A 12,672-nucleotide genomic window follows, 5' to 3' on the forward strand; every position below is an offset into this window, starting at 1 on the left:
ATGGACAGGGTCGTTTCTCAACTTCCGCCGAGCACATTGCCGTTCTGGTTGGCGAGGGCGGCCGGAGTGAGCGGATTCATAGCGGTGACGTCACGCGGGGCGATCGAGAATCCCTGCCAGTGGACCGGCATCGGCTGCTGGTCCTCGTCCCGGGCGATGTGGTGGAACCCGACGTTCACCCAGACCACGGGGTGGGTGAGGGTCTGTCCGTTGACCCACTTGTCGACCTGCTTCGGGTGCCCGGCACCGCAGTTGGGCAGGTTGTCGCTGGCGAACTGCTCGCACTTGTTGTACTCGGTGAAGTACACGTCGTGCTGGGTGAAGCTGCGGCCCGGGTACTTGGTGGTGGGGCCGGGGACTATCTCGTAGGACCGGGCGTGGTTGTCCTTGTTCTTGCCGGTCGCGCTGACGATGCGCCACCAGCGCATGTTCTTGGCGTCGCCCGCGAGTTCCTTGGTGACCTTGGTCAACGTGGTCTTGTTGGTGGGGGTGTTGGCGCCGTGCGTGGTGACCGCCGAGTCGTACTGCTCGACGCGTCCCTTGGAGGATCCGTCGAGGGCGAAGTCCAACTTCCAGAAGACGTCGTGCTGGTGGCTCGTCGCGTACGCCGTGGCACCCTTGCCGAGCGGCCAGCCGCGGCCGTCGCCCGCGTCGTAGTCGTAGGGCGAAAGGCTGCCGGTGGCACCGACGTTCATGTTGATGGTGCCGTCGTCCTGGAAGCGCCACTCGGTGATGTACTCGTACCAGCCGACCTGGTTGACCGTGTAGACGAGGAAGTCCTTGCCCTGGGTCTGGAAGACCTTGTTGGCGCTGTCGCCCTGCATGCGGAAGGCGTGGCCGCGCGAACGGGTCGTCGTACAGAGGCCCTTGACGTTCGGGTGGGCCGGGTCCTGGGCGTCGGGGACCTTGACGGTCTTGATGGTACCGCCGGGACATTCGCCGGGCTGCATGTTCATCAGGCCGGTGCCGAAGCCGTACTGGGTGAGGTCGCTGTACTCGTTCTTGCCGTCGTCGTACGGGACGTGGATCTGGGCGAGCTTCGCGTCGGCGAGCACCTTGATGGGGGTGGCCTGGCCGGGCGGCTGGTAGGAGATGTTCTCCAGGACGAGGCCGGCCTCGCGCTCGTAGTGCCAGCACATCCGCCAGGTGGTGCCGGTGGAGAGCTTCTGCTCGATGGTGTAGGCGGCGCTGCAACCGGGTGCGGCGGCGGCCGGGGCTGTCTTCGGCTGGGCGACGGCCGGTCCCGCGCCGGCCGTGGCACCGGCGGCCAGGGTGGCGAGGGCGAGCCCGACGGCCCCCCGCCTGCGGGCACGGCTGATTCTGTTGACGCGCATGAAGAAGTGACTCCCTTACAGGAGAAGCAAGTTGGGACAGTGGACGAGGAACTGCGCTGCCTGCGCGGTCGGTTCAGCCGGTGAGCTTGCCGACCTTGCGGGCGCTCAGGTCGATGACGAAGTCACGGGCGTCGATCCACGGCCCGTTCTTGACCTTCGGGAACAGCCGTACGCAGCGGTGCTCGCCGCACTGGTCGAGGTCTCCGGACTGCCGTCCCGGAGTGGCCTTGTAGACCATGGCCATCAACAACAGCTGGTCGGGCGAGGTGAGTTCGTTGCCGGTGGCGTCCTTGTAGTCGGCCTTCAGGCCCGCGCCCTGCGGGCTGGCGAGCAGCAGCTCGGCCGCCTCGACGTTCTCGGCGTGGCTCGCCGGCGGCTGCACTCCGTGCTGGGTGCCGGTCTGTTCGACCTTGCCGGTGTCGAGGTTGACGGTCTTGGTGACGACCGTGTCGTCCTTGTAGTCGTAGAACGTCACGTCCGCGCGGCGCGGCGCGTTCGGGTTGTCCAGTTCGCTGGTCTCGGGGTCGGCGAGTTGCACGTCGAGGCGCTGCGGTCCGCGCTTCCCGTCGACGTTCTCACTGGAGTTGAGGAACTGCTGGTTCACCGCGATCCGCTCGACGCGCTGGGTCTCGTCGTCGGTGAGCGGGTCGCGGCCCGTGCCCTTCTCGCCCTCGGCGGGGGCCTGTTGCACGACACCGGGTGCCGCGCCCTGCCCGTCCGCCGCCTGCTGCTGGGTGGACCCGGCCGCCTTGCCGGTGCCGCCCGACTCGTCGGCACCCGCCGTGCCCGGCAGGGTGATGCCGACCATCACGGCGGTCCCGGCCACCGCTATGGCCGTCCCCGCCACCACTTTGCCCAGGTGGCGGTGCACTGTCCTTCGCACATTTCCCCCTACTCCCCCTGGGTCCTCCCCGGACCATCGGGAGCGGTGTCTGTCCCACTCGGTTCGGGATACGGCATACGTCGTATCCACTGGTCATTTGGTAAGAGGGACGTAAGTCATAGGTGGTTCCCTCACTTTCGGGGAGACTCATGGCCAAGGCGCCCCGGTGGCGGGGCCCGGCTGAAAGAGTCGTGACCATGCAGGTCTGGCCTGGAGAGGCGTATCCACTCGGTGCCACGTACGACGGCGCCGGCACCAACTTCGCGGTCTTCACGGAGGCCGCGGACCGAGTAGAGCTGTGTCTGCTGCACGACGACGGCTCGGAGACGGCGGTGGAACTCCGCGAGAGCGACGCGTTCGTGCGGCACGCGTACGTGCCCGGCATCATGCCCGGACAGCGCTACGGCTTCCGCGCGCACGGCCCGTACGCCCCCGAGCGCGGCCAGCGGTGCAACTCCGCGAAGCTGCTGCTCGACCCGTACGCGAAGGCGGTCTCCGGATCGATCGCCTGGGGCGAGGAGGTGTACGGCTACCACTTCGACGCGCCCGACAAGCGCAACGACCTGGACTCGGCGCCGCACACCATGACGTCGGTCGTGGTCAACCCGTACTTCGACTGGGGCGACGACCGGCTGCCCCGGCACGGATACCACGAGACCGTCCTCTACGAAGCCCACGTCAAGGGCCTGACGATGCAGCACCCGGGGCTGCCGGAGGAGTTGCGCGGCACGTACGCGGCGCTCGCGCATCCGGCGGTCATCGAGCACCTGGTGGAGCTGGGGGTGACCGCCCTGGAGCTGATGCCGGTGCACCAGTTCGTGAACGACCACCGGCTGGTCGACATGGGGCTGAACAACTACTGGGGCTACAACACGATCGGTTTCTTCGCCCCGCACAACGCGTACGCCTCCTGGGGCGACCGCGGCCAGCAGGTCCTGGAGTTCAAATCGGCGGTACGGGCGCTGCACGAGGCCGGTATCGAGGTCATCCTGGACGTCGTCTACAACCACACCGCCGAGGGCAACCACCTGGGGCCGACGCTGTCCTTCAGGGGCCTCGACAACCCCTCGTACTACCGGCTGGCGGAGGACCCCCGCTACTACATGGACACCACGGGGACGGGCAACTCGCTCCTCATGCGGTCCCCGCACGTGCTCCAGCTGATCATGGACTCGCTGCGCTACTGGGTCACCGAGATGCACGTCGACGGCTTCCGCTTCGACCTCGCGGCCACCCTGGCACGGCAGTTCCACGAGGTGGACCGGCTGTCGTCGTTCTTCGACCTCGTGCAGCAGGACCCGGTGGTCTCCCAGGTGAAGCTGATCGCGGAGCCCTGGGACGTCGGCGAGGGCGGCTACCAGGTGGGCAACTTCCCACCCCTGTGGACGGAGTGGAACGGCAAGTACCGCGACACCGTGCGGGACATGTGGCGGGGCGAGGGGCGCGCGCTCGCCGAGTTCGCCTCCCGGCTGACCGGCTCGTCCGACCTCTACCAGGACGACGGCCGTCGCCCCCTGGCGTCCATCAACTTCGTGACCTGCCACGACGGGTTCACCCTGAACGACCTGGTGTCGTACAACGACAAGTACAACCAGGCCAACGGCGAGGACAACCGGGACGGCGAGAGCCACAACCGGTCCTGGAACTGCGGGGCCGAGGGCGACACCGACGACGCGGCCGTCCTGGAGCTGCGCGCGCGGCAGAAGCGCAACTTCGTCGCCACGCTGATGCTGTCCCAGGGTGTGCCGATGGTCAGCCACGGGGATGAGTTCGCGCGCACCCAGAAGGGCAACAACAACGCGTACTGCCAGGACAGTGAGCTGGCCTGGGTGAAGTGGCCCGAGGTCGACGCCGATCCGGCGGAGTTGCTGGCCTTCACGCGCGCGTTGGTGTGGCTGCGCAAGGAGCATCCCGTGTTCCGGCGCCGGCGCTTCTTCCACGGGCGGCCCGTGGAGGGCACCCACGACGAGCTGTCGGACATCGCCTGGTTCACCCCGGAGGGCAAGGAGATGACCCAGCGGGACTGGGACTCGGCGCAGGCGTCCGCACTGTCGGTGTTCCTCAACGGCAACGCCATCTCGGAGCCCGGTCAGCGCGGGGAGCGGATCGCCGACGACTCCTTCCTGATGCTGTTCAACGCCTCTCCGGAGACGCTGGAATTCGTCGTGCCGGTCAATCACGGCCGCCAGTGGGAGGTGATCGTGGACACGGGCCGCGCGGAGGGGGTGCCGGCGGGCACGGGCGCGAAGGTGAAGGCCGGGGACAGGCTGACCCTGGTGGACCGCAGCATGACGGTGCTGCAACGGCCCACCTAGAAGGAGCACGGTCGGCCGGCCGGACACGTGGTCGGCCGATCAGCGGACCGGATGCGGGTGTCGATGACACGAAAGACGGCCGGGCGGGTACGTAGGTCTGCATGACACCTGAGCGACCCGACCCGGCAGTGCCCACGGCCACCTACCGGCTGCAACTGCAGCCCGAGTTCCCGTTCGCGGCGGCGGCGTCGGCCGTTCCGTACCTGGCGTCGCTCGGCGTCTCGCACCTGCACCTGTCCCCCGTCCTGGAGTCCGTCCCGGGTTCGACGCACGGCTACGACGTCGTCGACCACGCGCGCGTGCGGGGCGAACTCGGCGGCGAGGACGGCCTGCGGGCCCTCGCGCGCACCGCACGGGAGCACGGGCTCGGTCTCGTCGTCGACATCGTCCCCAACCACATGGCGATGGCCCCGCGCCACAATCACGCCTTGTGGGAGGTGCTCCGGGAGGGTCCCAAGTCGCCGTACGCGCGCTGGTTCGACATCGACTGGGAGGCGCAGGGCGGGCAGGTGCTGCTGCCGGTGCTGGGCGGTCCGGTCGGCGCGGAACTGGAGCACCTGGCGGTCGACGGTGACGTCCTGCGCTACTACGACCACGTTTTCCCGCTGCGGGAGGGCACCGCGGAACTGCCGCTGCCGCGGCTCCTGGACGCGCAGTGGTACCGCCCCGTGTGGTGGCGGCTGGCCCGCACCGAGCTCAACTACCGGCGTTTCTTCAGCATCTCGGAGCTGATCGGGGTGCGCGTCGAGGACCCGGAGGTCTTCGACGCCACCCACGCCAAGATGCTGCAACTGCTGCGCGAGGGCGTCGTCGACGGCCTGCGCGTCGACCACCCCGACGGCCTCGCCGACCCCGACGACTACCTCGCGCGGCTGCACGAGGCGACCGGGGGCCGCTGGACGGTCGTCGAGAAGATCCTCGCGGACGGGGAGCACCTGCCGGCGTCCTGGCCCGTCGCGGGCACCACCGGCTACGACGCCCTCCGGCAGGTCGACGGGATGTTCACGGACCCGGCGGGCGCCGGTGAACTCCTGGGCCAGTACCGGAGGTTCGCGGCCCCGCAGACCGACCGGGGCGGACAGTGGGAGGCGACGGTACGGCGGGCGGCCTACAAGGTGCTCACGCACGAGCTGGTCGCCGAGATGGACCGGCTCACCCGGGTCGCGGCCCGCCTCTGCGCCACGTCCCCGGAACCCGCGCTGCGCGACCGGGCCCCCTGGGCGCTGCGGACCGCCCTCCTGGAACTCCTGGTCCGCCTGGAGGTGTACCGGCCGTACACCTCGGGCGACACCGCCGCCGTCGTCACCGAGGAGGCGGCGGCCGAGGCCCGGCAGGCGTTCGTCGTCCCGGAGGAGGCGGGCGCCGTCGACGTCGTACGGGAGCTGCTGCTGGGGCGGTACGGGGACGGGCCCGAACAGGTCGAGTTCCGGACGCGGTTCGCGCAGACCGCGTCCGCGCTGCGGGCCAAGTCCGTGGAGGACACGGCGTTCTACCGCTATGTGCCGCTGCTGTCGGCGACCGAGGTGGGCGGGAACCCGGGGAGCCCGGCCGTGTCCCCGGAGGACTTCCACGCGTACTGCGCGCGCGTGCAGCGCGACTGGCCCACCATGGGCACCGTCCTGTCGACCCACGACACCAAACGCAGCGCCGACGTACGGGCCGCGCTGGCCGTGCTCACCGAGGTACCGGAGCGCTGGGCGGACGTGCTGGCCGAGGTGACCCGTACCGGGGAGGGCGTGCCGGACGCTCAACTGGCGTGGGCGGCCTGGCAGACGGTGTTCGGGCTCGGCCCGGCGGACGCGGAGCGCGTCCAGGAGGCGCTGCTGAAGCATGTGCGCGAGGCGGGCCTGTACACGAGCTGGACGGAGCAGGAGCCGCCGTACGAGGAGGCGGTGGCGGCGTTCGTCGCGGCGGGCCCGTGCGGGGCTCCTGGCGAGCACGTGGCCGCGTTGCGCACGGCGCTGGAGCCGCACATCCGGGCCAACATGCTGGGCGCCGCCCTGGTCCAGCTGACGATGCCGGGCGTACCGGACCTCTACCAGGGCACGGAGGCCGAGTACCGGGCCCTGGTCGATCCCGACAACCGGCGCCCCGTACCGTTCCCGCCCCCGCACCCCGGCGACAAGGGCGCGCTCACGGCCGCCGCGCTACGGCTGCGCGCCCGCCGCCCCGAGGTCTTCGGGGACGCGGCGACGTACGCCCCGCTGACGGCGGAGGGCCCGGCGGCGGCGCACTGCGTGGCGTTCTCGCGCTCGGGGGCCGTGGTCACGGCGGTGACCCGGCTGTCGGCGCGGCTCGCGGAGGCGGGCGGCTGGCGCGACACGGTGCTGCCGCTGCCCCCGGGGCGATGGGCCGATGTGCTGGCTCCGGAGCGGGAGTTCACGGGGCACGCACGCGTGGAGGACGTTTTCGGGGAGTTGCCGGTGGTGCTGTTGGAGCGGGTGGGCGAGAGCCACTAGCGGGTGCGGACCCTGAGGATCTTGGGCGAGCGCCGGACCAGGTCCTCAGGCGCCGTCCCGGCGCCCTCTGCGCGGCGGAGGCCCGGCAGGGCGGTCAGCAGGGCCCGCAGACCGTGTTCGGCCGTGAGACGGGCGAGGAGGGCTTCGGAGGAGGTCCGGCGCCCGGTGCCGTGGGCGAGCGGGGCGGGGTCGGGGCGGAAGGCGTCGTAGCGGTCGGGGTCGGTGAAGCGCTCCGGGTCGCGGCCGGCGGCGCCGAGGAGGCAGGCGACGGTGGCCCCGGCGGGGATCGCGCCGACGGGTTCGGCGGCCCGGCGCAGCACGACGTGCAGCGGCGGATCGCGGCGCAGGGACTCCGCCCAGGCCCCGGCCGCGCGCTCGGGCCGGGCGCGGAGCACCTCCAACTGGCCCGGATGGTCAAGGAGGTTGGCGAGGAACGACGCGAGCGCCCGCGCGGTGGTCTCACCGGCCGCGCCGAGCAGCGCGCCCACCAACCCCGTGACGGCCTCGTCGGTCCGCGCGGCGCACAGGACGGACAGCAGGTCACCACCCGGGTGGGCGCGCCGCCGGGCCGTCAACGGCCGCAGGAAGACGCCCAGTTCGGAACGCCCGCCCTCGGAGGGGCCGAGCCCCGTGCGACACCAGCGGTGCACACGCGCGGTCTCCTCGTACGGCAGCCCGAGCGCGGCCACGACCGAGGCGGTGGGCAGCCAGTCGCAGAACTCGGCCACCAGGTCGGCCTCTTCACGCGCGGCCAGCCTGCGGGCGAGGACATGGGCGCCGCGTTCGACGGCGGCGGTCAGGGCGGCCAGCGCGGGCCCGCGCAGCGCCCGGTCGAGGAGCCGGCCCGCTTCGGCCGGCCCGTCGCCGGGCAGGGCGACGAGCCGCGGGTCGGCGAGCGCGGCGCGGACGTCGTCGTAGCGGCTGACGAGCCAGGCGCCGAAGGGCTCGTCGTACACGAGCGGGTGGTGCGTGCGGAGGGTGCGGTAGAGCGGGTACGGGTCCCGTACGGCCGTCCGCAGGCTCGGCGGTCCCGGTGGACGGGCCGGGGTGCCCGCGGTCCGGGTGACGAGCACGTCCGTGAGACACAGCACCGCCGTCCGCTCCCGTGGTCGTCGCTCCGCCTCCCGCCCTGGAGGGCGCGCGGCCGGTCGTCCGCGCTATGCGCACACGCGGATGCCCCCAGCCGACCACCGCACCGCGCGGGACGCAGCCCTCGTACGGCCGTACGGGTGAAGCAGGCGTCCCGTGGTCCTACGGCGTACGCGGCCCGGCCGCACGCCGTAGGACGGTCCCGGCCACCGGCTCGCACCCGCGTACGACCCCGGGGTGCGGGCCGGGCGGCGGGCGTGCGGGGACGAACGGCGGCGTCGGTGCTCCCGGTGCGGGGGTACGCGCGCGTGCACGATGGGGACGTCACCGGGAGTGAGGGCCGAGGCCCCCGAGACCACCTGGAGAACCCCGGACCCCTGCTGGCACCAACGCCTCTACCGGCTGCCGGTAAATGCGCCTGGGCGCCCCCGGTAGCCTCCCCCACGGTCTTCTTGACACTTCCCGGAGCCCGTGAAGTACTGCGGTTGCGAAGCCGGTGCGGACCAGTCGGGGGTGAGTCTCCTGCCGGAGTTGCGATACCCCAGTGTGACCGAACTGGTCTCGTCCGCAAGGGCGTTGGCCGGGCATCGGCCGGGCCTGTGCACCCTGAGGCAGGTGGGTCTCTCCCGCGCGGGCAGACCACTCCAGCTGCTGTCCGTGGGGCACGCCCAGCGCGCCGTCCTGGTGGTCGCGGGCGCCCACGCCAACGAGCCGACCGGCGGCTCCACTCTCCTCGCCCTGGCCGAACGGGCCATCAGGGAAAGGGAGTTGAGGTCGGACACCTCCTGGCACTTCCTGCTCTGCGCGGACCCGGACGGGGCGAGCCTGCATGTGACGCCGGCGCCACGCAGCCTGCTCGACTACCACCTGGGCTTCTACCGTCCGGCCGGGCCCGAGCAGCCGGAGTGGGCGCCCTCCGTGCTGCCGCCCGATCGACTGCCGCCCGAGACACGGACGTTGACCCGGGTGATCGACGAGCTGCGGCCCTACCTCCAGGTGACCCTGCACGGGACCGATCTGGGCGGCAGCTGGGTGCAGCTGACGAAGGACATACCGGGGCTGGCCGAGCCGTTCGCCAAGTCGGCCGCCGAGCTGCGCATCCCGGTGGAGACGGGCGCCTCGGACGCGGCGGGCTGGCCCGCCTCGGGGCCCGGGGTGCATGTGATGCCGGCGCCCGGTTCGGACGTGGCGTACCCGAGCATGCCGGACGACGCCCGGCACAGCACCTGGTACCACGCGCACCGCTACGGCGGCCTGACCGCGGTCGTGGAGGTGCCGATGTGGGCCAGCGACCTGGTGGACGACCCGACACCGCATCCCGCCCCGGCCGCGGCGATACGGCGGCTGGCGCGCCGCCTGCTGCGGGACACCCGGGAGGTGGAGTGGGTCCTCGCCGACGCGCTGCCGCGCCTCCAGGGCGTCGACACTCCGCTGTTGCGGGCCGCGGAGTGGGCCCTGGAGCTGGTGCCCGGTCTGGCCGCGGACTGGATGCACACACCGCCGGCCGACACGACGATGGCGTACGTCGGCAGCGTGGACGCGTTCGGGCGCCGGCTGCCGTTGCGGGCCGCGGCGATGCTGCTGCGGGTCCTGCGGGAGCGGGACGACCGTGCGGCGCCCCTGCTCGAACACCTCGTGGCGACCTGGAGCGACGCCTTCGCGGAACGCTTCCGGGCCCGTTGGGTGCCCCTGGAGCACCAGGTCGAGCATCAGTCCCGCACGGTCGTGGCGGCGGCGCTGCACGCGCGCGTGCAGGCGGGCGGGTTCGGGGACGTACCCCACGCGCGTGCCCGGCGTTCGGCCTGACGCCGCCCGCCCCGTCCGCACCTCAGCTGTCCAGCGCGAAGACCTCTCCCGTGCGCGCCGCCAGGACGCACGCGTTCGAGAACGTCTTCCTGTAGTCGACCTGGCGTCCCTTCCACTCCCCGCGCGCGTGGGCGCTCACCGGGGCGTAGATCATCGGGCAGAACACGCTCCTGGCCGGGACGGCGTCGATGTCGCCGTCCGCGGCGCCCAGTTGGGCACAGGCCTCGGCCGCGTGGGCGTGCCCCTGGGGCGGGTCGCACATGAGCAGGGTCCCGCGTGTGTCACTGGACCGGCTGTCGCCCCGGGTGACGGTGAGGTAGAGCCAGTCGCCCTGGATGCCGTGGCGGGGAGCGGACGCCTGGGCCGGTGCCTGTCCGGCGGCGAGGAGCACAAGTGCCGCCGCGAGCAGGGCACTCCGGAGAACGGTCGCTTGGAAGGTGAAGATGTAGGTCATTCCCGGTGCATCGGCACCGCGGTCTCCGTACCCCAGCCCGGCTCACCCGAACGGGAGCGCGCGGGCGCGTGCCGCCGGGCCAGTTCGAACGCGCTGAGCACCACGCGCGACTGGTACTCGACCTGGCGCGCGACCGAGATCCAGCGTGCCCCGCAGCCGTCGCGGTAGTCGGCGCACCACTCGTCGATCAGCCGGTCCAACTCCGGCAGCACACCGGCCTGATCGTGCCCGGAGGCGATCACGAGCTGGTAGAGCAGCCCCGCCGTCCGCAGCGCCAACCGCCGTCCCGCGATGCGCAGGGCGGCCAGGTGGGCGGTGTTGAGCGGTGGCAGCGGGCGGGCGGCGCCGGTGTCGACATCGGGGTCCCACGCGTCGGCGAGCCCGGGGATCACCAGTAAATAGTCGTCGACCGGGGCGAGCAGCCGCGCCGCGTCGGACACGACGAGGGTGCGGGGGCGCGGGTCGGCGGTGTCCCGCGCGCGCGTGCCGATCGGGTCGGCGGCTGGCTGCGGCCAGGCGTCCCGCAGCCCGAAGCCCGTCCCCGTCTCGGTACCGCCCCGCACGAAGGGCCGTATCCGCGCGAGGAGTTGTTCCAGGATGCGGCTGTCGTGGCGCAGGGTGTGGCTCACGGTGCGGAGGAACGCGTCCGCGTCCGCGGGCGGTGCGCCGTTCTCGACGCCGGCCACGCCCCACATCGGCGCTTCCACGACCGCCGTGATCGTGCCGTGCCGGTGCGGGTGGTACCAGGTGGACTCGACGGCGGCCTCGGTGATGGCGGCGACGAGGTCGCCCGGGCGCGGTGGCGGGATGCGGTAGACGGCGGGGCCGAGGCTCGGCCAGTACAGGGTGTCGTAGGGGCCGAGTTCGCGCGGGATGCCGAGGCGGGTCGCCGTGTGGGCGACGCGGCGGGCGAGGCCCGGGAGGTCGTGGGTCAGCTCCACGAAGCCGCCGCCCACGTCGACGCCGTGCAGGGAGCACTGGAGGAACGGTCTCAGTTCGTCCTGGATCTCCAACAGGGCGCGCGTTTCCGGGAGTCGGGCGCCTGCCGCGCCGTCGGGCAGCCACTCGGGCTGTTCGAGGAAGCCGGGCCGGAAGAAGTTCCGGAAGTACCGGCCGAGGCTGTACGGGCCGGGCAGCCAGCCCTCGTTGCGGCGCGAGCCGTCGGGGTCGAGGCACAGCAGGAGGTTCCAGGTGGCGTCGGCGCCATCGCTCAACCGGGGGTCGGCGAGGACCCGTTCGGCCAGCCGCAGCACCGTCGCGCCGCCCACGGGCTCGTTGGCGTGCGGTCCGGCGACCACGAGGGCCTGACGGCTGCCGTGGCCCACGGAGAGGAGCCACAGGGGCGTACCGGCGCGGGAGGTCCCGACGCGGCGCAGCCGGGCGTCCTGGGGGCGGCGGGCGACGAGCGCGGCGGCCTGGGCGGCCAACTCGTCCACGGACGGGTAGCGGAGGAGTGGCGGCAGGGCACACCTCCACAAATGTGGTGCCGTCGGTTCACCAGATGTGCATGGTGTACGCACAGTCAGTCACGGCGTGAGGGGTACGTCAACACCGCCGTACGGAAAGGGATTTGACGCATCCCCTCGGTTGCCACATCGGGTAATGCCCAGGCCAGAGGTGAGGTGGGGCTGTGTTCGGGCTCAGGTGACGGCGAGCCGGAACGCCATCCGGCCGAAGCCGATCTGGTCGCCCTCGCGGACGACGGCCGCGCCGATCACCCGTCGGCCGTTGACCGTCGTGCCGTTGGTCGAACCGAGGTCGCGCAGCACCCACATGCCGCCCTGGCGGCTGAGCTCGGCGTGCACCCGGGAGACCGTCTCGTGGGTCAGGCGCAGCCCGTTGGCGGGGTCGCGGCCGATGCGCAGGGGGTGTCCGTTGCCCGGGTGGGGCAGCAGCAGTTTGGGGAGCCGCTCGGCCTGCCACGCCCTGCGCAGCCGTACGGTGAAGCCGGAGACGGCCTCCACGGTGCCGAACAACGCGCGGGAGAGGCGGCTTTCGGTGGGCAGGTCGGCGGTGAGCGGCACGAGGTCCTCGGACCGGCGGGCGGCGAGCGCCAGCTCCATGCGCCGGATGAACGTGTCGTGGGACAACCGCCCCATGGCGACGCCGTCATGGAGAAGCTTGAGCGCCTTGTCGCGCTCCGCGTCGGAGATCCGCGCGGGGTACGTGTGGAACTCGAAGGACGACGTCACGTTCGTGATTGTCGGGCAGTGAACCCCGGGTGTCCAGAAGACGCGGAAACGGCACGCACGCGCGTGAAGATGACGACACCTGCGCCAAAGGGGTGGATTCAAAAGCGGATTGATCTCGTTTGAAGCACGATGGACGGGCT

General features: G+C 71.9%; 9 protein-coding genes. 3 read left to right on the forward strand and 6 right to left on the reverse strand.

The features are described from left to right. Positions 1 to 17: 17 nt before the first annotated feature. Positions 18 to 1,334 (reverse strand): copper amine oxidase, encoded by a 1,317-nt coding sequence (locus OG194_RS09895; protein ID WP_327400483.1) that lies wholly within the window; start codon positions 1,332 to 1,334, stop codon positions 18 to 20. Positions 1,335 to 1,407: 73 nt separating this feature from the next. After that, positions 1,408 to 2,217, reverse strand: a complete 810-nt coding sequence (locus OG194_RS09900; protein WP_327400484.1) for a Tat pathway signal sequence domain protein — start codon at positions 2,215 to 2,217, stop codon at positions 1,408 to 1,410. A 197-nt stretch (positions 2,218 to 2,414) separates the two neighbouring features. Here OG194_RS09900 and glgX point away from each other — a divergent pair, with 197 nt between their 5' ends. Together glgX and treY are read left to right on the forward strand one after the other, a co-directional pair. Further along, on the forward strand, positions 2,415 to 4,532 hold the full coding sequence (gene glgX, locus OG194_RS09905) for a glycogen debranching protein GlgX (RefSeq protein WP_327400485.1): 2,118 nt from the start codon (positions 2,415 to 2,417) through the stop codon (positions 4,530 to 4,532). 101 nt (positions 4,533 to 4,633) lie between these two features. Further along, entirely contained in the window at positions 4,634 to 6,991 is a 2,358-nt protein-coding gene (treY, locus tag OG194_RS09910; RefSeq protein ID WP_327400486.1) for a malto-oligosyltrehalose synthase, read from the forward strand. Here the strand turns inward: treY and OG194_RS09915 are convergent. Then, a complete protein-coding gene (locus tag OG194_RS09915) occupies positions 6,988 to 8,082 on the reverse strand; it encodes a cytochrome P450 (protein WP_327400487.1) in 1,095 nt (364 codons plus the stop codon). The genes treY and OG194_RS09915 overlap by 4 nt on opposite strands. A gap of 511 nt (positions 8,083 to 8,593) precedes the next feature. Here OG194_RS09915 and OG194_RS09920 point away from each other — a divergent pair. After that, entirely contained in the window at positions 8,594 to 9,886 is a 1,293-nt protein-coding gene (locus OG194_RS09920) for a M14 family zinc carboxypeptidase (RefSeq protein WP_327400488.1), read from the forward strand. A gap of 22 nt (positions 9,887 to 9,908) precedes the next feature. Here OG194_RS09920 and OG194_RS09925 read toward each other — a convergent pair whose 3' ends face one another. The 3 genes from OG194_RS09925 to OG194_RS09935 all read right to left on the reverse strand — a co-directional run bounded on the left by OG194_RS09925 (position 9,909) and on the right by OG194_RS09935 (position 12,532). Next, positions 9,909 to 10,340 (reverse strand): SSI family serine proteinase inhibitor, encoded by a 432-nt coding sequence (locus OG194_RS09925; protein WP_327400489.1) that lies wholly within the window; start codon positions 10,338 to 10,340, stop codon positions 9,909 to 9,911. Further along, positions 10,337 to 11,818 (reverse strand): M14 family zinc carboxypeptidase, encoded by a 1,482-nt coding sequence (locus OG194_RS09930; RefSeq protein WP_327400490.1) that lies wholly within the window; start codon positions 11,816 to 11,818, stop codon positions 10,337 to 10,339. The genes OG194_RS09925 and OG194_RS09930 overlap by 4 nt, the downstream gene beginning before the upstream one ends. 162 nt (positions 11,819 to 11,980) lie before the next feature. Then, positions 11,981 to 12,532 carry a DUF1707 and FHA domain-containing protein gene (locus OG194_RS09935; RefSeq protein WP_327400491.1) on the reverse strand — a complete coding sequence of 184 codons (552 nt, stop codon included), beginning with the start codon at positions 12,530 to 12,532 and terminating at the stop codon, positions 11,981 to 11,983. Between the last annotated feature and the right edge of the window lie 140 nt (positions 12,533 to 12,672).

Source organism: Streptomyces sp. NBC_01288, from assembly GCF_035982055.1.
In the GTDB taxonomy this organism is placed as follows: domain Bacteria; phylum Actinomycetota; class Actinomycetes; order Streptomycetales; family Streptomycetaceae; genus Streptomyces.